Source organism: Ureibacillus sp. FSL W7-1570 (genome assembly GCF_038593265.1).
Taxonomy (GTDB): domain Bacteria; phylum Bacillota; class Bacilli; order Bacillales_A; family Planococcaceae; genus Ureibacillus; species Ureibacillus suwonensis.
Genome location: NZ_CP151979.1, coordinates 925909 through 950336 on the forward strand (window position 1 = coordinate 925909; position 24428 = coordinate 950336).

The 24428-nt window shown below is 42.1% G+C and carries 25 protein-coding genes; 5 read left to right on the forward strand and 20 right to left on the reverse strand.

Features of this window, described 5'->3' with window-relative positions:
• Positions 1-85 precede the first annotated feature (85 nt).
• Positions 86-658 (forward strand): DUF2642 domain-containing protein, encoded by a 573-nt coding sequence (locus NST13_RS04520; RefSeq protein WP_342469226.1) that lies wholly within the window; start codon positions 86-88, stop codon positions 656-658.
• Between the two features lie 53 nt (positions 659-711).
• Here NST13_RS04520 and dctA read toward each other — a convergent pair whose 3' ends face one another.
• Both dctA and NST13_RS04530 read right to left on the reverse strand, forming a co-directional pair.
• Positions 712-1971: a C4-dicarboxylate transporter DctA gene (dctA, locus tag NST13_RS04525; RefSeq protein WP_342469225.1), complete on the reverse strand. Its 1260-nt coding sequence runs from the start codon at positions 1969-1971 to the stop codon at positions 712-714.
• A gap of 259 nt (positions 1972-2230) precedes the next feature.
• Entirely contained in the window at positions 2231-3286 is a 1056-nt protein-coding gene (locus NST13_RS04530) for a DctP family TRAP transporter solute-binding subunit (protein ID WP_342581529.1), read from the reverse strand.
• Between the two features lie 95 nt (positions 3287-3381).
• Here NST13_RS04530 and NST13_RS04535 point away from each other — a divergent pair, with 95 nt between their 5' ends.
• Positions 3382-4956: a sensor histidine kinase gene (locus tag NST13_RS04535; RefSeq protein ID WP_342471288.1), complete on the forward strand. Its 1575-nt coding sequence runs from the start codon at positions 3382-3384 to the stop codon at positions 4954-4956.
• Positions 4957-4965: 9 nt separating this feature from the next.
• A complete protein-coding gene (locus tag NST13_RS04540; RefSeq protein WP_342469223.1) occupies positions 4966-5673 on the forward strand; it encodes a response regulator in 708 nt (235 codons plus the stop codon).
• 68 nt (positions 5674-5741) lie between these two features.
• Here NST13_RS04540 and NST13_RS04545 read toward each other — a convergent pair whose 3' ends face one another.
• The 11 genes from NST13_RS04545 to NST13_RS04595 all read right to left on the reverse strand — a co-directional run bounded on the left by NST13_RS04545 (position 5742) and on the right by NST13_RS04595 (position 15424).
• Entirely contained in the window at positions 5742-6713 is a 972-nt protein-coding gene (locus NST13_RS04545) for a 4-hydroxy-3-methylbut-2-enyl diphosphate reductase (protein WP_342469222.1), read from the reverse strand.
• A 66-nt stretch (positions 6714-6779) separates the two neighbouring features.
• The gene (gene vrrA, locus NST13_RS04550; protein ID WP_342581530.1) at positions 6780-7208 is read right to left on the reverse strand and encodes a VrrA/YqfQ family protein; all 429 of its coding nucleotides are present in this window, start codon (positions 7206-7208) and stop codon (positions 6780-6782) included.
• Positions 7209-7314: 106 nt separating this feature from the next.
• Entirely contained in the window at positions 7315-7518 is a 204-nt protein-coding gene (locus NST13_RS04555; protein WP_342581531.1) for a hypothetical protein, read from the reverse strand.
• A gap of 18 nt (positions 7519-7536) precedes the next feature.
• Positions 7537-8658, reverse strand: coding sequence for a Nif3-like dinuclear metal center hexameric protein (locus tag NST13_RS04560; RefSeq protein WP_342581532.1), 1122 nt, complete (start codon positions 8656-8658; stop codon positions 7537-7539).
• Positions 8655-9353, reverse strand: a complete 699-nt coding sequence (locus tag NST13_RS04565; protein ID WP_342469219.1) for a tRNA (adenine(22)-N(1))-methyltransferase TrmK — start codon at positions 9351-9353, stop codon at positions 8655-8657. Before NST13_RS04565 ends, NST13_RS04560 begins: the two co-directional genes overlap by 4 nt.
• Positions 9354-9445: 92 nt before the next feature.
• A complete protein-coding gene (locus tag NST13_RS04570; protein ID WP_342469218.1) occupies positions 9446-9793 on the reverse strand; it encodes a cytochrome c in 348 nt (115 codons plus the stop codon).
• Between the two features lie 262 nt (positions 9794-10055).
• A complete protein-coding gene (locus NST13_RS04575; RefSeq protein WP_342469216.1) occupies positions 10056-10616 on the reverse strand; it encodes a hypothetical protein in 561 nt (186 codons plus the stop codon).
• Between the two features lie 159 nt (positions 10617-10775).
• A complete protein-coding gene (gene rpoD, locus NST13_RS04580; protein WP_342469215.1) occupies positions 10776-11900 on the reverse strand; it encodes an RNA polymerase sigma factor RpoD in 1125 nt (374 codons plus the stop codon).
• A gap of 32 nt (positions 11901-11932) precedes the next feature.
• The gene (gene dnaG, locus NST13_RS04585) at positions 11933-13750 is read right to left on the reverse strand and encodes a DNA primase (protein WP_342581533.1); all 1818 of its coding nucleotides are present in this window, start codon (positions 13748-13750) and stop codon (positions 11933-11935) included.
• Between the two features lie 205 nt (positions 13751-13955).
• Positions 13956-14774, reverse strand: coding sequence for a pyruvate, water dikinase regulatory protein (locus NST13_RS04590; protein ID WP_342469213.1), 819 nt, complete (start codon positions 14772-14774; stop codon positions 13956-13958).
• 11 nt (positions 14775-14785) lie between these two features.
• Positions 14786-15424 (reverse strand): helix-turn-helix transcriptional regulator, encoded by a 639-nt coding sequence (locus NST13_RS04595; RefSeq protein ID WP_342471287.1) that lies wholly within the window; start codon positions 15422-15424, stop codon positions 14786-14788.
• Positions 15425-15812: 388 nt separating this feature from the next.
• Here NST13_RS04595 and NST13_RS04600 point away from each other — a divergent pair, with 388 nt between their 5' ends.
• Complete coding sequence (locus tag NST13_RS04600) at positions 15813-17198, forward strand: glycine--tRNA ligase (protein WP_342469212.1); 1386 nt, start codon at positions 15813-15815, stop codon at positions 17196-17198.
• Positions 17199-17469: 271 nt separating this feature from the next.
• A complete protein-coding gene (locus NST13_RS04605) occupies positions 17470-17946 on the forward strand; it encodes a hypothetical protein (protein ID WP_342469211.1) in 477 nt (158 codons plus the stop codon).
• A gap of 12 nt (positions 17947-17958) precedes the next feature.
• Here the strand turns inward: NST13_RS04605 and recO are convergent, their stop codons facing one another.
• The 7 genes from recO to NST13_RS04640 all read right to left on the reverse strand — a co-directional run bounded on the left by recO (position 17959) and on the right by NST13_RS04640 (position 24426).
• Entirely contained in the window at positions 17959-18753 is a 795-nt protein-coding gene (recO, locus tag NST13_RS04610) for a DNA repair protein RecO (protein ID WP_342469210.1), read from the reverse strand.
• A 114-nt stretch (positions 18754-18867) separates the two neighbouring features.
• Positions 18868-19782 carry a GTPase Era gene (era, locus tag NST13_RS04615; RefSeq protein ID WP_342469209.1) on the reverse strand — a complete coding sequence of 305 codons (915 nt, stop codon included), beginning with the start codon at positions 19780-19782 and terminating at the stop codon, positions 18868-18870.
• Positions 19769-20176: a cytidine deaminase gene (locus tag NST13_RS04620; RefSeq protein ID WP_342581534.1), complete on the reverse strand. Its 408-nt coding sequence runs from the start codon at positions 20174-20176 to the stop codon at positions 19769-19771. Before NST13_RS04620 ends, era begins: the two co-directional genes overlap by 14 nt.
• Before the next feature lie 27 nt (positions 20177-20203).
• A complete protein-coding gene (locus NST13_RS04625) occupies positions 20204-20554 on the reverse strand; it encodes a diacylglycerol kinase family protein (protein WP_342471286.1) in 351 nt (116 codons plus the stop codon).
• Entirely contained in the window at positions 20541-21017 is a 477-nt protein-coding gene (ybeY, locus tag NST13_RS04630) for an rRNA maturation RNase YbeY (protein WP_342581535.1), read from the reverse strand. The genes NST13_RS04625 and ybeY overlap by 14 nt, the downstream gene beginning before the upstream one ends.
• 221 nt (positions 21018-21238) lie before the next feature.
• A complete protein-coding gene (locus NST13_RS04635; RefSeq protein ID WP_342581536.1) occupies positions 21239-23359 on the reverse strand; it encodes an HD family phosphohydrolase in 2121 nt (706 codons plus the stop codon).
• 110 nt (positions 23360-23469) lie between these two features.
• Positions 23470-24426: a PhoH family protein gene (locus NST13_RS04640; protein WP_342469203.1), complete on the reverse strand. Its 957-nt coding sequence runs from the start codon at positions 24424-24426 to the stop codon at positions 23470-23472.
• Between the last annotated feature and the right edge of the window lie 2 nt (positions 24427-24428).

The following is a 24428-nucleotide window of genomic DNA, read 5'->3' on the forward strand; positions in this document are numbered from 1 at the left end:
TCTGCAAAAAGAGATTATCGTCATTGAAATATCTGGCGGAAAACACTTAAACGGCTCCGTTGTCGATTCCAGTGATGAACTCATCGTGTTATATGATGGGAATAAATTTGTCTATATACCATTTGAACATATCCAATCATTCTATAAAGATTTCGAAAACGAAAATAATATTCAAACTCCATCAGAAATCCCGGCATTTATTTCGCGGGTCAACCAAAATTTGACACTAAAAAATATACTCACATTGGCGAAGGGCATCCACGTGGAAATCATGGTCGCCAAAAACGAACCCCTGCATGGTGTGATCACAACCATCAAAGACGACTATTTTGTATTCGAGTCGCCTGTTTACAAAAGGATGTACATTGCCCAGTACCATTTGAAATGGCTGATACCACATTTGAACCAATTACCTTATGGCCTTAGCGAGAAAGAATTTCAGCATTTCGCATCGGCAAACGATGAAACCTTTCAAAGCACTTTCGTTTCCCAGCTTGCTGAATTGAAAAATCAAATGGCTATATTGAATTTGGGGAAAGATTTTTCCCACATCGGGAAAGTCATCAATGTAAACAATCAGTTGATCAGTATAGAAAACGGAAAATCGAAACTCACTTATTTTAATCTCTCCCACATTCAAACCCTTCAACTAGTTTAATGGAAAAAAGGCTTTCAAGAAAGTTCTTTACCTTCTTAAAAGCCTTTTTCTTATTAGTGGGCTTCCAATTTGTGCTGTTTCAATTCTTCGTATTTCGCCACATCAAATTCTTTTTCCGATTTTGAAATCACGACCGCTGATAACGCATTCCCTATCAAATTCGTCACGGAACGGGCTTCTGACATAAAGCGGTCCACACCGATCAACAGGGCGATCCCTTCAATCGGAATCATCGGGAATGCCGCGAGTGTCGCCGCAAGTGTGATAAATCCGGAGCCCGTCACCCCGGCAGCCCCTTTGGACGTAATCATCAACACGGCCAGGATGGTAACAATTTGTACCCATGTTAAATGAATGCCATAAGCTTGCGCGATAAATAAAGTTGCCATCGACAAATAGATCGCTGTTCCATCCAGGTTGAAGGAGTAGCCGGTTGGAACGACCAATCCGACTGTTTGTTTGGAACAACCAAATTGTTCCAACTTTCTGATCAAAGACGGCAATGCCGATTCAGATGAAGATGTCCCGATGACGATGAAGATTTCTTCTTTGATATAGGCAATAAATTTTAAGATATTGATGCCATAAAATCTGGCGATGGAACCTAAAATGAACACGATAAATATAAACATGGTCGTATAAACGGAAACCATTAAAAGCCCCAAGTTTGCCAAAGACTTGATTCCGAAGTTGCCGATCGTATAGGCCATTGCACCAAATGCCCCAATCGGTGAAAAGATCATCACCATGCCGACAATTTTGAAAAAGATTTCTGAAACGTTTTCAAAAAAGGTAATCACAGGTTTCGCCCGCTCTCCGACAGCCGCCGCCGCAAGTCCAAACAACACCGCCGCAAACAACGTCGGCAATAATTCGCCATTGGCCAATGCCCCTACAAAGTTGTCAGGTATAATACTGGAAATGAAATGGGCAAGCCCGTGCTCCGATTCGGAAGCCGCCGAAGTGTATTTTGAAATGTCGGCATTTCCTGCAGCAGAGGTATCCAATCCTTTACCTGGTTGAATGACTAGTGCAACGATGATTCCAATGGCAAGGGCAATAGTGGAAACGATTTCAAAATAGATTAGCGCTTTGCCGCCGATTTTTCCGACCTTCTTTACATCCCCCATGCTGCCGATTCCAACGACCACCGTCAAAAAGATGATTGGGGCAATCAACATCTTGATCAATTTAATGAATAAATCCGCAAGTATCTTCAACTTTGCCCCAAATTCAGGCCAAACCGCCCCTACAATAATCCCCAAGATGATTGCTATAATCACTTGAACTGTAAGATTTTTCAATATTTTCATATCATCATCCCCGTCAAAAATTGATTTGTTGTTATGCTTGAATCTATAATAATAAAAATTATTTGAAAATTAGTTTTTCGTTTATAAAGGTTATTTCGTTTGTTTTGTTCATTATCCGGAAGAATCCTTAAAAACCCTGATGTTTCAAGGGTTTGCGTGTTATATGACTGATCTTTAAAGCAATTCTTTTGTTATATAACAAAAATAAAAAAGGTCCCCTTTTTCAAGGAAACCTTCATTTTGTTCATTTTGTTCAATTTCAAAAATCTTCCACTTTATCGATATCTTGCAGAAGCAGATTGAAATATGTGCCATTCCCCTTTTGATTAAAGTATTCGTAAAGGGGGCTGACAGATTGCATCCATTGCTTTTTATTTTGTTCATTCAATTGGATTATTTCCACATTCGGTTCTTTATAAAGCTTCTCCAAAAATTCCCCGTTGATCCGTTCAGCCAACTCAAATTGCCATTCTTGCATTTCTTCCAATGATTCGATGATGATTTGTTGATCCTCTTCCGTTAAACTATTCCAAAAATTTTCATTCATCATCACCGCATAGGCCATGATGCCATGATTGGAAAGGGTGATGTGATTTTCCATTGTATAAAATTTTTTCGAATAAATATTCGAAATCGTGTTTTCCTGGGCATCAATCAACTGGTTTTGAATTTCATAATAGACATCATCAAAATTTAAAGGGATCGGCTCCGCATTTAGCTTGCGATATTGTTCTTTAATGATATCGCTGCCCATCGTCCGGATCTGTTTCCCTTTGAAATCTTCCGCACGGATAATCGGTTGGTTGGAAGAGATTTGCTTGAATCCGTTGCTCCAAAAAGTGAGCCCTTTGATATGAAGCTTTGACAATTCTTCCAACAGCTTGCCGCTCAACTCCCCGGTCAAAACGGCCTTCAACTGTTCGTTGGTTTCGATGACAAAGGGCAAATCCAGCACCTGCCAACTTGGCAAACGTTCGGTCATTTTGGAAGTGGTCGGGGCGATCATTTGCACTTCATTATCCAACAAGGCTTCCAATTCATCATAATCGCTGTACAACATGCCGTCAGGATACACTTTCACCATGATCCGGCCCCCGCTTTTTTCTTCCACCAGTTCCGCAAACTTTTTGGCCACCATCCCTTTTGGCGTATTTTCCGCCACAACATGGCTGAAATTGATGATGATTTGATCATCCAATCCCACTTGTTCATCATCATAGGCTATTTTTTCTTTTGAAAATGCCCCTTGCTGATATGCGATCAATCCTATGACAAACAGAATCGTCAAAACTGCGCTACCCACAAAATATTTCATACGTTTCACCATAGCCACTGTAATATAATATGATTATAGCCATTATGGCAAAAATGCGTTCGGAGGGCAATGAATTGAAAAGAAGAAAATTATCAATGAATTCGAAAATCATGTTCCTCACCTTTTTCATTATTGCCTTCTCCTTTTTTATTGCGGGCAGTTTTGTCCTTGGTAGTATGATAAAGGAAAGGGAAAAAGAAATTGGGCAAAGGGCCATGCTCGTTGCAAGAACGGTGGCCAATCTGCCCGAATTGAAAACCTCTCTCCAAAACGAAAACTTCGGTGAGGCGTCAAAGAAAATTAATCAAATCGTTGACGAAATCCGCACCATTAACCGCGCGGAGTATATTGTTGTGATGGATATGAACCGGATCAAATATTCCCATCCGTCCAAAAATCAAATCGGACAAATAAGCAAGTCCACCGATATCAATGCAGCCTTTGCGGAACATTATTATCTTTCAAAGGCAAAAGGTGAAAAAGGAATCATGTTGCGGGCATTTGTTCCGATCATGGATGAAAATAAACAAATTGGCGTAACAGTGGTCGGTTACTCGCTGCCCACTTTCTCAGACTTTTTTTCTGAGTATTCAAATGAGATTTTAATCACTTTTGCCCTGTCAATGTTGTTTAGCGCATTTGGAGCGAAAGCCCTTGGCATGCATATCAAAAAACAAATTTTTGGACTTGAACCCCATGAAATTGCAAAACTCTATGTGGAGCGGACGGAAACCTTCAATTCCATGCATGACGGAATCATTGCCATCGACCAGGATTTGAAGATCACCATTTTTAATCAAAAGGCTTGCGAAATCTTGGGCGTGGATCTGGAACCTTCCCAATGCATCGGAAAAAGGATCGAAGACGTGATTCCTGACACAAGGCTGCCGGAAATTGTGTATTCCAAAAAACCGGTGTATGACCAGGAAATTTTTGTGAACAACCACAGCATTTTAAGCAACCGCATCCCCATTTCCGTAGATGGGCAAGTGGTGGGAGCCGTGGCGGTATTCAAAGACTTGACGGCCTTCAAAAAAATGGCGGAAGAATTGACGGGCGTCAAAGCTTATGTACAAGCATTGCGTGTCCAAACCCATGAATACAAAAACAAACTCCATACCATTGCGGGGCTGTTGCATTTAGGACGGACAAAACAAGCGCTCGAATACTTATCCCAAGTATCGAGCCAACATGATAATGTCACAAAATTTCTGAATGAACGGATTTATAATGAGAATATCTCCGGCCTATTGTTAGGCAAAATCATCCGTGGACAGGAATTGGGGATCAGGGTTACCATCGATAAAGAAAGCCGTTTTACCAGATTTCCTGAAAAGCTGGATTATCATGATTTTGTGGTATTATTGGGCAATTTGATTGAAAACGCCTTTGATGCGTTGATCATGGCCAATAAAGACGAAAAAGAAATCCACATTTCAATCGATGACCGGGATGAAGTCCTCGCGATCGAAGTGAGTGACAACGGCATCGGCATGACGGAAGAAGTGAAGTCGCAAATTTTTGAAAGAGGTTATTCTACAAAAGAAAAAGAAAATCGTGGAATCGGGTTGTACCTGGTGAAAGAAATTGTGAAAAAAGGAAATGGTGTCATCGAAGTGTACAGCGAACCTGACAAAGGAACCACATTCTTGATATCATTCAATTTTTAGGAGGATTTCATGGCAATTAAAGTGTTATTGATCGAAGACGATCCAATGGTTAGGGAAGTCAATCGGCAATTTATTGAAAAAGTGGAAGACTTTGAAGTCATTGCCATGTGCAAAAATGGCGTCGAAGGTTTTCAAAAAATCCTGGAATGTAAACCGGATTTGGTATTCATGGATATATTCATGCCCGAACAGGACGGACTCTCCACTTTAAGAAAAATCCGGTCGGAAAATTTGCCTGTGGATTGTATTGCCGTCACAGCGGCGAATGATTTGCAAACCATTCAGCAAATTTTGCACTTGGGCGTGTACGACTATATTATGAAACCCTTCACCTTCGAACGGATGCAGCAAACGTTGTTGAATTATAAAAAGTTTAAACATGTCAGTGCCGAAACACGGATTTTGAATCAGGAAGAGTTGGACAACCTTATTCATCCCCATGGGAACATGGAAAACCGGGAAACAAAGAGCGGCCATTTGCCCGAGGAACTTCCGAAGGGGTTCAACCGTTCAACGCTCAATAAAGTCCTCCACTATCTGAAAGAAGCAGAAAATGGGGCCTCCGCCGATGATGTGGCGGCAGCCATCGGGGTGGCAAGAGTCACGGCAAGACGGTATCTGGATTTTTTGGAAAAGCAAAATATGGTGAGTGTCGATGTGCATTATGGCGGCATCGGAAGACCCATCAACCAATACTTTATTCAGAAGGATAATTGAGCATAAAAATAAAGGATTTTATATATTAGAGTCCGCTAATATATAAAATCCTTTTATATTTTCTCCCATTATTCTTCGGGCAGAATTTTCTTCACCGGTTTCGGCTCTTTGATTTTCGGAAGGATTTTATCAAGGGTCACTGTGCGTTTAATTTCATGGGTCGATGGGTCGTTTTTGTCGAACTTCTCCAAAAATGCAATGACTTCCTTGACAATCGGCGTTGGTGTGGAAGCTCCTGCCGTCACCGCCACCTTCTCCGCATCCATTAACCATTCGATTTTCAATTCGGATAGATCGGCGATTCGGTATGCGGGTGTTCCCGCAATTTCTTCCGACACTTGTTTTAACCGGTTAGTATTGTTGGAGCGGGGATCGCCGACAACGATGACGACATCCGCTTCTTTTGCCTGCTGTGCGACCGCTTCCTGCCGCACTTGAGTGGCCATGCAGATTTCTTTATGTTCCTCGACATGAGGATATTTTTCTTTGATGTAATCCATCAAATGTTTAACATCCCATTGGCTCATCGTTGTTTGATTTGTCACAAGGAGTTTATCGTTCTGCAAATTCAAGTTATCAATGTCTTCTTTATTTTCCACTAAATAAACATGATCAGGTGCGACTCCGATGGCCCCTTCAGGCTCGGGATGGTTTTTCTTTCCAATATATATGATATCATAACCTTCTTTGACTTTTTCCCGGATTAAATCATGGGTCACCGTCACGTCAGGACATGTTGCATCGATGGCCACAAGTCCTTTTCTTTTCGCAATTTCCCGCACTTCCGGTGATACCCCATGGGCAGTGAAAATGACTGTCCCTTTCTCCACTTTTTCGATGATTTCTTTCCGGTTTTCGCCGTCAAGTGTAATGATGCCTTCCTTTTCAAAGGCATCCACCACATGTTTATTATGAACAATCATTCCTAAAATGTAGATTGGTCGTGGCAATGTTTTATCCAATGAAGCGTTTCTTGCAATGACCATTGCGTCCACTACGCCATAGCAATAGCCACGAGGATTTATTTTAATGACTTCCATCGTGTCAACTCCTTTTGTTGGTACATAGCTTTATTATAACGGAGCTGGACACTGAATACAAAGCTTCTATTCTAAATGATCGAAAGGCGGTTGATAGATTTTCGGAACGGATGGTCTCGTTTCATAGGATGGTCTTTGGCTTCTTCCATTTTGGTTCGATTGGCCGGATGGTGGCTGATTTCTTCCCCGTTCAATTCCTGGGCCGCCTTGTGACGGGATTCCTTGAAACCCTTTGTACAGCTTCCATAATGCAGGCAAATTCCGGAGCATCGGAGCAGCTTGCTGGATATATGGTTGGAAACTTTGGGCAGTCGCCAAAAAGCGGTTGGCCGTTTCCAGCAGCGAATCCAGTCTTGCTGTTCCTTTTGGCGGCGCGAAACCAGGAGGCATTTGTGGCGGAAATGGTCCAGGTCTATAGCCAAATTGTGGCGGACTTGGTATGAAATGATTCGGTCTTCCTGGCGGCATCTGGTAAGGAAAATGATGTGGTCGCATGGAAATCTCCTTTCTGTTTGATGCAAATGACGTAAGTCTTCTAAAAGCTATCATATGCAAACGGTCAGTGAAAGGTACAGCACCTATGATTGTCTTCCATGGGAGATCATTTGCTTTTTACTTCATTGGCGATGATGCCCTCCTTTCGGCGATTATCCTCGCTCGATTGGCGATTATCTTTCAAACTTTGGCGATTATCGCCTTGCATCAAATTAATTTTGGTTTTGCGATTCTCCGAAAATAAAAAAGAGCAAATGAAGAAAACCATCGCTTCCTTCATTCGCTCCAAGAGGATTGTTTGGACATACATATTTCATTGTTACCCACATTAAATAAAAATAAACGGCTCTGTATTTACTTCCGATTCGATAAATTCCACATCGAGTTTCCCTTCTTTGCAAAGGGCGGTCATTTTTTCTTTAACCCCTTTGATCATCACTTTTTCCACATGATGGCCAGGGTCGACAATATTTAAGCCGATCGCTTGGGCGTCTTGTGCCACATGGAAATACATATCCCCTGTGACAAACACATCCGCACCGGCTCTTTTGGCGATGTGAATATATTTATTTCCGTCGCCTCCAAGCACCGCGACTTTCGAAACCGTGTCATTTTCATTGCCCACGATGCGCACCATCGGAACATCCAATCGCTCTTTTACATATTCGGCGAATTGTCTTAAGCTCATCGGCTCCTTCAACGTGCCAATCCGCCCGATGCCGTATTCATTCGTTTCTTGCGCCAATGTGTAGAGGTCATAAGCCGGTTCCTCATATGGATGGGCGTTTAACATCGCTTTCAAAATCCGGTTTTTCATGGATGCCGGAAACACCACTTCGATTTTCTCTTCATCGGTCACTTCGATTTCGCCCACGTCCCCGATATAAGGATTGGCTCCCTCCAATGGACGGAAACGCCCCTTCCCGTCCGTGGAATAACTGCAGGAATCATAATTGCCGATTTTCCCTGCACCCGCTTTTGCAAGGACATAGCGCAGTTCATCCGCATGGTCTTCCGGAACAAATACAGCCAACTTCATTAAATGTTCCGAATACGTTTTCTCTAAAATCCCGCGGTTTTCCAGTTCCAAAGCATCGGCAAGCAAATCGTTGACGCCGCCTTCCGCCACATCCAGATTTGTATGGGCGGCATATACCGCAATATCGTTTTTCAACAGCTTTTCGTAAAGTTTGCCGCTGGGCGTGTCCGTTCTCAAATTGGACAACTTTCTGAAGATGGGCGGATGGTGGGCAATAATGAGTTGGCATCCTTTTTCAATCGCTTCATCGGCCACCGCTTCATTCACATCAAGAGTCACCAGCACTTTTGTGACTTCTTTGTTTAACGTGCCGATTGCAAGGCCGATCGGGTCATTTTCCATGCATGCCAATTTCTTAGGAGCCCAGCTTTCAAAAAGCTGAATAATCTCATTCCCGTTCGCTTTTTTCATGGTTTCAATACCTCCTCCACTAATGCAACATGATGAAGCAATTCTTCCCGTTTCGCAAGAATTTCGGGCGTTTGGTCGGCTTTTTCCAGCGATTGGAGCACTTTTTTCATATGTTGCACTTCATTCGTCCATTTTTTCACGAAAACGTCCGACTTCTCCCGAATCAATTCTTTCCCCATTAATATCTCCGCTTCCGTCAACTCCATTGGCCCCCGCTCAAGCACGAGGATTTCATATATTTTTTCATCCTCTTCCACAATGGCTTCATCAATGATTTTCCATTGATGCGCCAATGCCCATTGACGGATCAATTTTGCATGAATGTTCGGTTGCAATATGAGGCGCTGGATGGATTCAAGTTTTTCCGGATTCTTTTCCAAAATGGAAACGATTAACGATCCGCCCATTCCTGCAATCGTGATCGTATCCACACCATCACCGCTTTCAATGGCTGCCAATCCATCGGCAAGTCTTACGGTAATTTGATTTTCCATCCCTTCTTCTCTCACTTTTTTCAGCGCGGACTGGTATGGTCCATCCACCACTTCTCCCGCAACCGCTTTCTGTACAATGCCTTTATGAACCAAATAACACGGCAAATAGGCATGGTCTGAGCCGATATCTGCCACGGTTGCTCCTTTCGGTACAAAGGAAGCAACGGTTTCGAGTCGTTTGGAAAGATTTTGTGCATTCATGATGTACCCGCCTTTTTTGTTAATTTATAACTCTCATTATATAAAAAAATAAACCCTTAGTCGCCTACTTTAGCAACTAAGGATTTATGTAATTATTCTAATGAACTGATGTACTCGGCGATTTTTTTGGCTTCGTCGCCAGTTTTCATTCCTGGAGTCATTGGAGTTCCTTCGATACCGTTTTCAAGAACGTCCACGATACGATCCGCATCAAGTCCAGCGATTTGAGGACCCATGCCACCTTTCAAGTCTTGGCCGTGGCATCCAATACATGTTTGAACTAATGCTGCACCATCGTCTGCAGAAGCATTATCTTCCGTAGTTGTCCCCTCTTCAGCATTTTCATTTTGTTTTCCGACACCGTCTAAAGACAAGAAGAAGATAAGTGCAATACCCAATGCCATTATGAGGATATAAGGAACAATCGGGTTATTTTTCATGTGTCTTTAACCTCCTTATAATTCATCAATGCTATAAATGATAGAATATAGTCAACAATCATTATTGTACTTCATATTTTACAAAACGAAAAGACCTAAACAGAAAGTTTTACAAGGACTGTAACAATTTCGACAATTTTTCACAATTTTGCCTTTTATTTTATTTATCATTTTTCTCTATAACACGTTGGATTTTTATTATTTCCGTTTCCGCAAAAATTATATTACCAAAACAAAATGAAAAACGTTCTTTTTATTGTAATTATAGGAAAAATAGTTGATAACCAATGATGATCAACAATCCCAATAGACCCGAAATCTTGAAATACAAAAGCTTCAGACGGATTCCCGTGATGGTCCACATAAGAGAGTTGGCGATCAATAATGAATATAATACAATATTATTATTTTCAAAATAAACCAGGCTCACTTTGACGGAAATCCCAAAAATCAGGAGGGCCGCCGCCACTTGCAATATTGGTGCGATCAAATCATGCTTTTTCGCAAATTGATAAGAATAGATGATAAATAGAATCGCTATACATCCCGCAATCAATGCGGCAACAAAAAAGTAGGAGGTCATGAGAAAAAGAAACACCAATAAGGCAACCGTTAACAAAATCAACAACAAAGCGATGATCCTTTTTTTACGCTTTTCCTTTTCGATGATCGACTTTTTATAACTGACATCTTCCTGCTGTTTGATATCTTCCCCTTCGGTATAAAGCTTCAATAAAAAGTCGCAATATTGTTCCGGCAACAGCTTATTTTGCTTCCAAAATAAGATTTCGTTCAAAATGATTTGCTTCTTAGGATTTTCCATATAGTTTCCCCGAAATGATAAATTATTTATCTATATTTTATCTTATTTTCTATATTCCGGCATCCATAGAAAGTAATAAATCTCTATGAAAATTTAAAAAAGTTTTCATATAAAAAGGCACCCAATAAGGGTACCTTTGGCTGCAATTGATGAAAATGATTACTCCAAGAAATCTTTCAACCGTTTGCTGCGGGATGGGTGACGCAATTTTCTTAAAGCTTTTGCCTCTATTTGACGAATTCTTTCACGTGTGACGCCAAACACTTTACCTACTTCTTCAAGCGTGCGTGTGCGGCCATCATCCAAACCGAAGCGAAGACGGAGGACATTCTCTTCACGATCTGTCAATGTATCCAATACATCTTCGAGCTGCTCTTTCAATAATTCGTAAGCTGCATGGTCAGCCGGTGATTGCGCGTCATGATCTTCAATGAAATCGCCCAAATGGGAATCATCTTCTTCACCGATCGGCGTTTCCAAAGAAACCGGTTCTTGCGCAATTTTTAGGATTTCGCGGACTTTTTCAGGCGTTAAATCCATTTCTTCCGCGATTTCTTCCGGAGTAGGTTCGCGGCCCAAGTCTTGCAATAATTGACGTTGAACGCGAACTAATTTATTGATGGTTTCAACCATGTGAACAGGGATTCGGATTGTTCTCGCCTGATCTGCGATGGCGCGTGTAATTGCCTGACGAATCCACCAAGTCGCATAGGTGGAGAATTTAAATCCTTTGCGGTGGTCGAATTTTTCAACCGCCTTGATTAATCCCATATTTCCTTCTTGAATCAAATCCAAGAAAAGCATTCCGCGGCCAACATAACGTTTCGCAATGGAAACCACCAATCGCAAGTTCGCTTCTGCAAGTCTTTTGCGAGCCTCTTCGTCACCTTGCTCAATGCGTTTTGCCAATTCCGTTTCTTCTTCGGCAGTTAATAAGTCGACACGTCCGATTTCTTTTAAATACATTCTGACAGGGTCGTTGATTTTCACACCAGGAGGAACGCTTAAATCATTTAAATCAAATTCTTCTTCCAATTCTTCTTGTTTAGCGATTGCTTCTTCTTCGAATTCTTCTTTACCTTCCACCCGAATATCATATTGGCTTTCCAGTTCTTCTGCAAAGTGAAAGATTTCTTCAGGTTCCAATTCAAATGGTTCCAGTTTTTTAGAAATTTCCTCCATGGAAATTCCATCATTTTTTGCCTTTTCTCGAAGAAATTTTTTCGCCTCTTCCAAATTCTTTTCCAAAATCTCTCTTGAACGTTCTGACAAATTGTCCGCCATAAACCTTCCTCCTTATAAAAAACCAATGTCAATCAAATCGCAGATAAAGTTCTTTTCAGTTCAATTATCCGTTGCAAGAGTTCCAAAGCTTTTTTATGCTCATGCATCCGTTCGGCTTCCTGGGAATCATGCATGAGTTTTTCTATCTCAAGCTTTAATCGATGTTTTTTCAGTTGTTTTAAAGAATCTTGAATTTCAGCTTCTTTAAACTCCGGATCGCGTTCAATCAACGCCGCTTCCATGACAATTCTCCGGAGTTCGGGATCATCCAGCATTTCCAAGAAACGTTGATAATCCGAAGCGCCATATTCTTCGTAAAAGCCGATTAAACGGACAAAAGCCGCAATGTATTCATCGTGTACAAAAGGTTGTGGTTCTTCACTGCGCAATATGTTGTTTACCACTTCCATATCAAATAGCATATGTGACAAAAGCAATCTTTCTGCACGTTCCGTCGCATTTAAATTTTTGGGTTGAATTGGGCCATTTATTATTGTATTTTTCTGTTCCGCTCGTTTATAATTTTTAGCGAAGTCAGCATCTAATTTTCTGAATTGTGCGTAAATGGCTTCTTCTGAAACCTTTGTTTCTTTCGCCAATTCTTTTATATATAAATCACGTTCAACAGGTGATGTTCTACCGACAAGCTGTTCGAGTACTTCCTGAATATATTGCAATACATCATTTTCAAATTGGAAATTTTTATTGCGACGTGCGTACATCATCATGAAAGACATATAGGCATGTGGTCTTTCAATCATCTGAACGAAGGATTCCGGACCGAATTTCCGGATATACTCATCCGGGTCCAATTTGTCAGGCAGTACGACAACTTCGACCTCCATCTGCTCATTGTACAGCAACTCCGAAGCACGTTTGGCAGCTTCCCATCCGGCATGATCACCGTCATAACAGATAACAACGTTTCGAACTAAGCGTTTCAGCCTTGTGATATGCTCTTTCGTCAAGGAAGTGCCCATGGTGGCCACGGCATTGTCAATACCTGCCTTGTTTGCAGCGAGTACATCCATAAATCCTTCCATCAATATTGCTTGGCGCTTTTTTCGAATCGAAGCTCTGGCCTTGTCCAAATTGAACAGAACTTCGCTTTTTCGGAAAATTGGAGATTCGGGACTATTTAAATATTTTGCTTCTGATTCTTTCGGCTCAAGTATACGGCCTGAAAAACCGATCACCTTTCCAAATTCGTTGCGAATCGGAAACATGATGCGGTCCCGAAACCGGTCAAAATAAGTATGGTCGTTTTCCCGTTGGATAATGAGTCCGCACTCGACCATTTCATCCGGTGAAAAACCTTTGCGCTGCAAAAGCACCGCCACCGAATCCCAATTTGGCAATGCATATCCTATACCATTGGATTCGATATCTTCCCTCGTAAATCCTCTTTTGAATAAATAATTTAACGCTTTTTCACCATCTTCTGTGTTCAACAATAAATGATGGTAGTATTCAGCAACAAATTGATGGGCATTCAGCATGTTTTCTTCTTTTTTTGAATAACGGTGAATGCGGTTGTCCATACTTTGGTTCTGGATATCTATATGTATGCCGATGCGTTCTCCCAGTTTCGATACCGCTTCGGGAAAGGATACATTTTCGATATCCATGACAAAGGTAATGACATTTCCACCTGCGCCACAACCAAAGCAATGGAATATTTGTTTGTCTTCGGAGACAGAAAAAGAGGGTGTGTTTTCGTTATGGAATGGACATAGCCCAAACCAATTCCGGCCTCTTTTGGTCAACTGGATATATTCGCTGATGACATCGACTATATCCGACTCTGTCCGAATTTTTTCAATCAATTCTTCAGGGATTTTATTAACCAATTCCCATCACCAACTTTGTTGCTAAATAACAAGATTCGATAAAAAATTAAAAATCCCTTTAAAAAACGACACAAAAAGTTAATTTTTTTAAAATAATTGTTAGAAATATTTTTACCCCAATTTTATCATTATAAAACATTCTTCAAAAAAATTCTATACCATAATTAAAAAAAACGCAAAAAAACCTCCCTGGAAATTGGAGGTATCACTTATTTTTTAACCGTTCCAATCTTTCAATGATGTCATTGGCCGTTTCTTCCACCGCCTTATTGGTAACATCAATGACTTCACAGCCCAATTTTTCGACCACTTTATAAAAATAGGCGATTTCCTTTTCAATCCGGTCTTTTCTTGCATACATTGCATCATCGCTTAATCCCAATGCGATCAATCTCTGCTTCCGGATGACATTCAGTTTTTCGGGGGAAATCACCAGACCGAAACATTTTCTTGGATCCACTTGGAACAATTCTTCCGGCGGTTCGACTTCAGGGACGATTGGCACGTTGGCCACTTTATACCGTTTATGGGCCAAATATTGGGACAACGGGGTTTTGGATGTTCTCGAAATACCGATTAATACGACATCGCTCAATAAGATTCCCCTTGGATCACGTCCATCATCATATTTTACGGCAAATTCGATGGCTTCAACTTTTTGGAAATAGTCCTCATCCAATTTATGAACAAGGCCGGGTTCTTCCCGCGGCGATTCCTGGAGCCTTTTACCAAACAATTCGATGATAGGTCCCAATAAATCGATGCAATCAATATTCAATTGACGGCACAATTCAAGCATCAATTGGCGTTTTTGCTTTTCCACAAGCGTAAAAGCGATGATTGCATTTTGCATCACCGCGATTTCGACAATGTTTCTGATATGATCGTCGCTTGATATGTGCGGAAATCTTCGGATGATTACGCCGTCAAAATTCGGCCGAAATTGGGTGGCAGCCGCTTTTACCACTTGTTCGCCCGTTTCTCCAACAGAATCAGATACGACAAAAATTTTTAAGTTTTTCAAATTCGCACCTCTTACAAATCATTCGTTTCTGCCAAGGAAATAAAAGCTTTTGTGATATTCGTCTTTGTCAACCGGCCGACAATTTCCAGCCCGTCTTCCCTTTCTTCCACAACCGGCAACGAATCCACTTGCCGATCGATCAGTTTTTTCGCCGCATGCACAAGGGAATCATTTTTGTGGCAATAAACAATATTCGGCATTCTGGTCATAATAATATGAACAGGGATTTTTGTAATCGCCTGTGTCCCGATGCTTGTACGAAGCAAATCTTTTCTTGAAAGAACCCCTTGCAAGCGGGATTTTTCATCCACCACAAATAATGTGCCGACATCTTCCAGGAACATTTGGCAAATGGCATCATAAGCGGTCATATTCTCGGAAACGACAACCGGCATTGATTGAAAGTCTTTCACTTTCAGATTCATCATGGACTCTGTAACAGAGGCCAGCGTTTTCTTTCCTGAATATATATAGCCGACTCTGGGTCTGGCATCTAAAAACCCTGCCATCGTTAAAATCGCCAAATCCGGCCGCAGGGTTGCGCGGGTTAAATTCAATTGTTCAGCTATTTTTTCCCCGGTGATTGGACCTTTTTCTTTCACGATTTGGAGAATTTTATCTTGACGTTGATTGAGTTCTATTGGACTCACCGCCTCAATTAGTGTTATACTTTTACTCAAATATTATATACTATTTTTTTAATAATTGCTAAGAAAAGTCCTACATGATAAAATAATGTCACAACTGAATGGTCAAAATACTATATTAATATATCGAAGGCGATGACAGGACTATAAGTATCTTTTCAACCAACAGCGAGTAGGGATGGTGAAAGCCTACACGAAAAGAGAAACGGCATCCTGGAGCCATGTTCCAAAAAAGAGGGTTGTATTTCTTCTTCAAGAATACAATCAATCGGGGTGGAACCGCGGGTGTAACGTTGGAATCAAGCACTCGTCCCCGGGCGTATTGCCCGGAGGCGAGTGCTTTTCTATTTATTATCAATGAAAAAAATATAAACAATTAGGAGGAACAAAAATGGCTGTTCAATCAATGGAAACTATTGTAAGTTTAGCAAAACATCGCGGATTTGTATTTCCGGGTTCCGAAATATACGGAGGTCTTGCCAATACGTGGGATTACGGTCCGCTTGGTGTGGAACTGAAAAACAATATTAAAAAAGCATGGTGGCAGAAATTCGTACAAGAATCACCTTATAACGTGGGGCTTGATGCCGCAATCCTCATGAACCCACGCACTTGGGAAGCTTCCGGCCACGTGGGCAATTTCAATGACCCGATGATCGACTGTAAGCAATGTAAAGCGAGACACAGAGCGGATAAATTAATCGAAGCGGCCGCTCTCGAAAAAGGCGATGAAATTGTGGTGGACGGTTTATCTTTCGACAAAATGGAAGAAATTATGAAGCAATATGATGTGCATTGCCCGGATTGCGGTGCGCAAGATTTTACAGAAATCCGCCAATTCAACTTGATGTTTAAAACGTTCCAAGGGGTAACGGAAAGTTCCGCCAACGAAATTTATTTGCGCCCTGAAACAGCACAAGGGATTTTCGTCAACTTCAAAAACGTACAACGTTCCATGCGCAAAAAAATTCCTTTCGGTATCGCGCAAATCGGTAAATCATTCCGTAACGAAATCACACCGGGGAACTTCACATTCCGTACCCGTGAATTCGAACAAATGGAATTGGAGTTCTTCTGTAAACCAGGCGAAGATTTGGAATGGCAAAATTATTGGAAAGAATTCTGCAAAAACTGGCTCTTGAGTTTGGGAATGACCGAAGCAAATATCCGCCTTCGCGACCATTCAAAAGAAGAATTGTCCCACTATTCAGCAGCCACAACGGATATTGAATACAAATTCCCATTCGGCTGGGGCGAACTTTGGGGTATTGCCGACCGTACCGATTACGACTTAAAACAGCATATGCAATATTCCGGCGAAGATTTCACATATGTGGACCCTGTTACAAATGAGCGTTATGTACCATACTGCATCGAACCATCCGTAGGGGCAGACCGCGTCACATTGGCGTTCCTATGCGACGCTTATGATGAAGAGGAACTGGAAGATGGCGACAAACGAACAGTCCTCCGATTCCATCCGGTCATTGCGCCATTTAAAGCGGCTGTTCTTCCACTATCCAAAAAATTGTCAGAAGAAGCAACTGAAGTTTGGAACGAATTGCGCAAGTACTTCCCAGTGGATTATGATGAATCCCAATCCATCGGTAAACGCTATCGCCGTCAGGATGAAATCGGTACACCATTCTGCATCACTTACGACTTTGATTCAAAAGAAGACGGCCAAGTGACGGTTCGCCACCGCGATACAATGGAACAAGTGCGCATCCCGATTGCGGAAGTGAAAGCTTATATTGAAAAATACTTGCAATTTTAATGAATAAATAGGGTTGTAAACTTTAGAGCAAATGGAGAGGCGATGCCTTTTCCATTTGCTCTTTTTGTTATTGAAAAGTGAATGGCTGGGCCAATCCCGACTCTTTGCCAGCTTCTATGGAGACTTCCCCCTTGCTTGCAACGTGTGCAATGAATGCAGCTCCCTTTTGTTGAATTTACCAAACTATCAGAATTATTTGAATTTATAGTGTTTATTTTTTCCTTCTTTTGTATAATGAGAAAAAGCGCTGTTTGCATTAGGGGGAGTCAACATGCTGTTTCATCAATTAATACCTTCAAAAAAAGTGGAAATATCCGAAACGGGGGACTGTTTCGGCCAATTGCGGGAGATGGTGGCAACAGTTTTCAAAAGGGAAGTTCCGTCGATTAATAGTATGAGCCATTTACTATATCACGCGAATATAAAAATTCAACAATATGCCCAGGCAGCCGAATATCATCGGAAGCGGATCGACTTGTCCACAGCGGTCGGCCTTTTCCATCAAGAAGCCTATGAAATTGCATTAAAAAAAGGCCATCAGCTTCAACGGCTGATGGACAGTTATATTCTGCTCCATATCGAGGAGGAACGGGAAAACGTCAACCACCGCCTGAGGCTGGTGGATGATAAAATTGAAAAACTATTTATGGAATATCAAAATAAAGATAACTTATTGCCAGAGCTGGAAGAAAAATTTTGGCAAGCTTTCAAAGAAGATTTAATCCCGATTTTGGCTGAGCTGAAATAAATCAAAAAGGCGTCATGATTCGACGCCTTTTTCGTGTTCATCGTTTTTTTGGAGCGACAGCAACGATTCCGATTTCTCCAGCTGATCAATAAACGAACGGGATTTCAAGCGCATCCCCGTCTGTTCTTCATAAATGGTGGTCACAATCATTTTAATAAACCGCTTCGTTTCACGCTTCAACTCCAACTTTCCGATTTTTTCAATCGGCACATTTGCGAACATGCGGATCAATTTGACCTGGGTCGGATTGAGTCGAATGATGTATTGATCCACATGGAAGCAACGATGGCAAAGAAAACCGCCCTGGGAAAAGGAAAAGGCAAACTCCCCTTCGACGGCGCCGCACGATGCGCATTGATGCAAAACCGGCCTTACGCCTGCGTAGGGAAGCAGCTTCCAGTCAACAAATAATGCAATCGCCTCCGGATCGTATTCCTCATCAATGGCATATAATGCTTGCTTCAAAACTTCAAAAGCAAAAGGTTGCGGGCTCCCCTCTTCCATCAACCGGTCCACCAATTCCACGATGTAACTGGCATAAGCAGCCCTTACAATATCCGTCTGAATGTGGCGCATTGAATTGATCAGTTCCCCTTGCTGCAAAGTGCCCAAGCCGGAAGTTCTTTGAACAATAAAAATGCCGTGCATAAAAGTTTGGGAAATGGCGGCCAACCGGCTTCTCGGTTTCTTTGCTCCCCTTGCCATCACTCCGATTTTCCCCGCCTCTTTTGTCATCAAGGTGACGATTTTATTCGATTCTCCATAATCTCTCGTTTTTAATACAATGCCTTCCAATTTATGTAACATTCTTTGCACATCCCTTTTGGTCAGAGGCTGATCGAAAGCCGAAACAAAAAAATAGAAAACGGTAACAAAGAGCGTGTCTTTTATCCAACAAGACCCGCCCTTTGTCCCTTGCGATTAATATTCATCTTCCCGATATCCGAAGTCTCTCAAATACGTGATTTTATTGCGCCAGTCTTTCTGAACTTTGACCCATAATTCCAAATACACTTTTGACCCGAGGAGCATTTCGATATCTCTTCTCGCCAAAGTGCCGATTTCTTTCAATAATTTCCCGCCTTTACCGATAATGATGCCCTTCTGCGAATCCCGTTCCACCATAATCGTAGCCATGACATGGATCAGGTTTTCATTTTTTTCATCCCGGCGGATTTGATCGATGACCACCGCCACGGAATGGGGCACTTCTTCCCGCGTCAAATGCAACACTTTTTCACGGATCAGCTCGGAAATGATGAACCGTTCCGGATGATCGGTAATTTGGTCGCTTGGATAATATTGCGGCCCCTCCGGCAAATATTTTTCAATCGTTTCGAGCAACCGTTCCACATTATTCCCTTCCAATGCGGAAATTGGGATAACTTCTGCAAAATCCATTTGCTGGCGGTAGTCGTCGATGATTTTCAATAATTCATCCGGATGCACTTTGTCGATTTTGTTCACGACCAAAAACACCGGTGTATCCGTATCGCGCAACATTTCCATGATAAATTCGTCGCCTTTTCCGATCTTTTCTTCCGCATTGACCATAAACAAAATCAAATCCACTTCGCGCAATGTATTTTTAGATACTTTTACCATGAATTCGCCCAGTTTATGTTTTGGTTTATGGATCCCCGGCGTGTCGATAAAAATCATTTGGCTGTGTTCCCTTGTCAACACGCCTTGGATTTTATTGCGCGTTGTTTGAGGTTTATCTGACATTATGGCGATTTTTTGGCCAATCACATGATTTAAAAAAGTGGACTTTCCAACATTCGGTCTGCCAATGATGGAAATGAAACCTGATTTGAATGCTTTATTTTCCTGCATTTTTCATATCCTCCGATGTAAAAGAACTTGGTAATAATTGTTCCACCGTCGTTTGTTTGATATCCCCATAGATATTTGCCAAATAGACGGGCATTTCCGGCGGACAAAATTCCGCGATCACCTGTCTGCAAGCCCCACATGGCGCAACGGGATTTTTCGTATCCGCCACCACCAGCAGGGCTTGAAATTCCGTTTCCCCTTCAGAAACCGCTTTGAACAAAGCCGTTCTTTCAGCACAATTGGTCAAGCCAAAACTGGCATTTTCAATATTGCAGCCGTGAAAAACTTTACCGCTTTTTGTCAGCAACGCCGCTCCCACAGAAAATTTGGAATAAGGGGCATACGCCTTTTCACGGGCGACTTTCGCTTCTTCTAACAGCTTGTTTGCATCCATATGTATCGGAACGCCACCTCTCTTACGTTAAAACCATTTTGGAAGAAAAATAATCATGCCAATGCAAATGCTGGCAATGGCAAAAACGAGCACGGCTCCTGCCGCCACGTCTTTGGCTGCCTTTGCCAACGGATGATATTCCGGCGAAACTAAATCCACTACATTTTCAATGGCTGTATTCACCATTTCCATCCCGATGACAAGGGCAATGGTAATGATTAATACAAGCCATTCCGTAGCGCTTAATTTTGAGAGCAACCCGGCAATGATCGCGATCAATGCACAGGTCAAATGAATGCGCATGTTCCGTTCTTTCGTTGCCAAATAGATGCCTTCAAAGGCAAACCGGAAAGAACGGAAAAAATTACGCATGCAAATCACGGCCTAAACCGAATGATGAAAGAATCTCCTCTTGTCTTGAAAACATCACTTTTTCATCTTCTTCCGTCATATGATCATAACCTAATAAATGCAAAAAGCCATGTACAGCCAGGAATCCAAGCTCTCGTTCAAAAGAGTGGCCGTATTCTTCCGCTTGTTCTCTCGTACGTTCAACCGAAATGATGATGTCCCCAAGCACCCGGGGCATATCGCCGATGATTTCGATTTCCCCATCCCCCATTTCTTCAAGGGCAAAGGAAATGACATCCGTCGGGCGGTCGATATGCCGATATTCCCGGTTGATTTCGTGAATTTTTTCATTCGTTACGAAAGTGACGGAAACTTCCGCCTCTCTGACATTTTCCAGTTTCGCCGCATGCTGCAGCAGATTTTCAACAAGTTCAATATGTTCATCGCTCAATTCGTTTGTCTCATCCAGAAAATCGATTGTTAACGTCATAGTTCCTCCTAATGTTATCCAATATAAAATATTTTGTGTTTAACAATTATAGCTTATTAGAAATAATTTGTTCATTTGCCCTTTTGAACGGAAGGCGTCGGCTCCGACGGGAACAGCCAGCCCGTAACCCGAGCCCCCATGAAACGGTGAAGGGGGTTCCATGTAGCTCGAGACGGGCCGATGAAAACATCCTCCCGCAGCAGACATCAACTGCCAAACCTCTATTTTTTCCCGTCTTTCGGATATTCGATTCGAGAATGGAACGTGCCATTCAACGTTTCACAAAGCACTTTTTCAATCACTTTTAATTCCCTGATGGAGATATCGCATTCATCAAATTGATCTTCTTCCAACCGTTCTTTAATGATCGATTGCACCAGATTCCGCAATTTTTCCGCATTCGGTTCTTTCATCGAACGAGCGGCCGCTTCCACGCTATCGGCAATGCTGATGACCGCGATTTCCTTCGTCTGCGGTTTCGGCCCCGGATAGCGGAAAATGGATGGATCTTTTAATTCCCCTTGTTCCTTTGCCTTATGCAAGAAATATTTTAACGAACTTGTCCCATGATGTTGAAGGGCAATATCGATAAATTCTTGCGGCATTTTATGTTTTTGCAGAATTTCCGCCCCATCGGTTGTATGGGCGATAATAATTTCCGCGCTTCTTTCCGGTGGCAACGAATCATGGGGATTGATTCCGGACATTTGGTTCTCCACAAAGAATGCCGGCCGTCTCGTTTTCCCGATATCATGATAATAGCTTCCGACACGCGCAAGCAAACCGTCCGCACCAATCGCTTCGCAAGCGGCCTCCGCCATATTGGCCACCATGATGCTGTGATGATAAGTCCCCGGCGTTTCCGTCAAGATTTTTTTCAATAGCGGATGGTTGGGATTCGATAATTCGATCAATTTCATTGTCGACAAAATTCCAAAGGCTGATTCAAAAAATGGCAACAGCCCCATTGTCAAAGCGCCGGACAACATGCCCGAAACAATGGCGGAAATCCCGTAAAACAACAATTCCGACGGTTCATAATAGGATTGGGACATCAATAAATAGATGGCAATGAAAATCAGGTTTACAATGACAACCACACCGCAACCCTTTAGAATATCGGAACGGTTTTCAATGGATTTCATGAAATAAATGCAAGAGAAACCTCCGAGCAAAATATACAGCGCAATTTCCATTTGCATCACGGCAGAGTATCCTTCCTGGAAAATCACCCCTGCCGATGCCGCCACCAGCACTGTCACCAGACTTGCCACTTGATTGGAAGCAAGGAAACTGATCAGCATCGTTGCCAGTGCGGATGGAAAAATGAAGCCGATCTGCACTTCAAAGTTGTCCAATAAATTGATGAGCTCCATCAATGCGATCGAAATGAGATAGATGATCAGCGTAACGACCAACTGTTTCCGCTTTTTTTGCACATCCATGTTGAGTTTATCAAATAAAAAAAACAGGAAAGTCATTTGCAATAATACTAAAATGGCCAGCCCCAACACCGGTTTGATGGAAGCTTTATTGTTCGTCATTCCCAACAGTTCCAGCTGACGGTATTTCTCCCGGTCAATGAGTTCCCCTTCTTGAACGATGATCTGGCCTTGCAATATACGGACAGGCTCTACGGAATTCCGGGCCTGCTGTTTCAGCTCTTCCGTTTTTTCTTCATCCAGCGTTTCCGTTTCGACGACAGCCGTTTTACCAAGAGCGACGGAAGGGGAAACCAATGCTTCGCTGATTTCTTCATCCCCACGGATTTTTGTTTCCAGCTCGTTGCGGACAGCCGTCACATTCTCCTTGCGTATCGGGTTGGATAAAACATTGGTCACCAACCGGATTAAAGCATTATAGGTTTGAATCAAATCTTTTTCATTCGCCGTCAATAACGTCCATAAATCATTGTCCGTCAATTGCAGGGAAGTTTGGCTTTCGGTGATTTCTTTTAATTTGTCCTTCAATTTTTGAATCTTTTCTTCTTTTGATAAAGTTGCACTGCTGTTTGAAATCTCTTTTCTTACATCCAACGTAATATCAAAAATCGTATCCAGCAGGGCAACCCGATGATCGGCAATCTCTTCATCAAAAACGTAAACAGGTTCGACGGCTTCTTCCGCTTCCAGCCGCTCCTGCTCCGTTTTTTCCGTATCTTCCACGGTTTTTACGGCCCGGATCGTTTCCGGCGCCAATTGAAAAGCTTGTACATCATATGTATCTCCAAGTACATTGCCCAGCATCATAAAAAATTGTATTACCCCGGTAATGGACAAAACCACCACCAATAATACCCTAAAGCCGAACATATCCAATAATCGCTTCAAGTGCTTATCCATTTCGCACCCCCAAATTCTGTATATACATAGTTTAACAATTTCTCGGGAGTTTTTCATTGATATCATCAATTCTTAAAAATAAAAATGTGTACGGTGGATCGTACACATTTTTACAGTTCTTGATCGTGATAGGCTTGAATAATTTTTGCCACAAGGGGATGCCTTACAACGTCTCCCGCTTCCAAATACGTAAAATGGATGTCTTTCACATTTTTCAATACACGTTCCGCAATAATTAATCCGGACTCCACCTTTTTTGGTAAATCGATTTGGGATTTGTCTCCTGTAATGACCATTTTGGAACCGAAACCTAAACGGGTTAAAAACATTTTCATTTGCATGTGCGTCGTGTTCTGCGCTTCATCCAAAATGACAAAGGCATCATCCAATGTCCGGCCCCTCATATAGGCGAGGGGTGCGATTTCGATTGTTCCCCGTTCGATGAGGCGTTGGGTATGTTCTGTTCCATAAATATCGTGCAATGCATCATATAAAGGTCTGAGATACGGATCCACTTTCTCCTTCAAATCACCGGGCAAAAAACCGAGGGATTCTCCGGCTTCAACAGCTGGCCGGGTTAAAATGATCCGTTTGACATGTCCATTTTTTAATGCCTGCGTCGCCATGACGACAGCCAAATACGTTTTTCCTGTACCCGCCGGGCCGATTGCGAAAACTAAATCCTTTGAACGAATGGCCTTTATGTATTCCCGCTGGCCAATCGTTTTTGCCCGAATCGGTTTGCCCGTGTGGGTTTTTGCTATTTCAACATCGTACAATTCCGAAAAATATTCGATGGTTCCTTCATTCAACATTTCAATCGCGCTGGCAACGTCCCTTAAATCGATATTGATGCCTTTGCGAATGACCTTTAGCAGTTCTTTCAATAATATGGTCACTTGTTTTTTTTGTTCATCTTCTCCGGCAATTTGGATGGTTTCGCCGCGGGTAATGATGTGACAGTTGAACGTTTCCTCAATCAACTTTAAATTTTTATCTCCCATCCCGAGAAGCATGACTGCTTCATTCGGGTTTTCCACTTGTAACTCTGTCAATTCTTCCGTCATAT

Coding starts and splice junctions, on each gene's coding strand:
- dctA (WP_342469225.1), bottom strand. CDS start 1,971: ATGAAAATATTGAAAAATCTTACAGTTCAAGTGATTATAGCAATCATC.
- NST13_RS04530 (WP_342581529.1), bottom strand. CDS start 3,286: ATGAAATATTTTGTGGGTAGCGCAGTTTTGACGATTCTGTTTGTCATA.
- NST13_RS04535 (WP_342471288.1), top strand. CDS start 3,382: ATGAATTCGAAAATCATGTTCCTCACCTTTTTCATTATTGCCTTCTCC.
- NST13_RS04540 (WP_342469223.1), top strand. CDS start 4,966: ATGGCAATTAAAGTGTTATTGATCGAAGACGATCCAATGGTTAGGGAA.
- NST13_RS04545 (WP_342469222.1), bottom strand. CDS start 6,713: ATGGAAGTCATTAAAATAAATCCTCGTGGCTATTGCTATGGCGTAGTG.
- vrrA (WP_342581530.1), bottom strand. CDS start 7,208: ATGCGACCACATCATTTTCCTTACCAGATGCCGCCAGGAAGACCGAAT.
- NST13_RS04555 (WP_342581531.1), bottom strand. CDS start 7,518: ATGTATGTCCAAACAATCCTCTTGGAGCGAATGAAGGAAGCGATGGTT.
- NST13_RS04560 (WP_342581532.1), bottom strand. CDS start 8,658: ATGAAAAAAGCGAACGGGAATGAGATTATTCAGCTTTTTGAAAGCTGG.
- NST13_RS04565 (WP_342469219.1), bottom strand. CDS start 9,353: ATGAATGCACAAAATCTTTCCAAACGACTCGAAACCGTTGCTTCCTTT.
- NST13_RS04570 (WP_342469218.1), bottom strand. CDS start 9,793: ATGAAAAATAACCCGATTGTTCCTTATATCCTCATAATGGCATTGGGT.
- NST13_RS04575 (WP_342469216.1), bottom strand. CDS start 10,616: ATGGAAAATCCTAAGAAGCAAATCATTTTGAACGAAATCTTATTTTGG.
- rpoD (WP_342469215.1), bottom strand. CDS start 11,900: ATGGCGGACAATTTGTCAGAACGTTCAAGAGAGATTTTGGAAAAGAAT.
- NST13_RS04600 (WP_342469212.1), top strand. CDS start 15,813: ATGGCTGTTCAATCAATGGAAACTATTGTAAGTTTAGCAAAACATCGC.
- NST13_RS04605 (WP_342469211.1), top strand. CDS start 17,470: ATGCTGTTTCATCAATTAATACCTTCAAAAAAAGTGGAAATATCCGAA.
- recO (WP_342469210.1), bottom strand. CDS start 18,753: ATGTTACATAAATTGGAAGGCATTGTATTAAAAACGAGAGATTATGGA.
- era (WP_342469209.1), bottom strand. CDS start 19,782: ATGCAGGAAAATAAAGCATTCAAATCAGGTTTCATTTCCATCATTGGC.
- NST13_RS04620 (WP_342581534.1), bottom strand. CDS start 20,176: ATGGATGCAAACAAGCTGTTAGAAGAAGCGAAAGTCGCCCGTGAAAAG.
- ybeY (WP_342581535.1), bottom strand. CDS start 21,017: ATGACGTTAACAATCGATTTTCTGGATGAGACAAACGAATTGAGCGAT.
- NST13_RS04635 (WP_342581536.1), bottom strand. CDS start 23,359: ATGGATAAGCACTTGAAGCGATTATTGGATATGTTCGGCTTTAGGGTA.
- NST13_RS04640 (WP_342469203.1), bottom strand. CDS start 24,426: ATGACGGAAGAATTGACAGAGTTACAAGTGGAAAACCCGAATGAAGCA.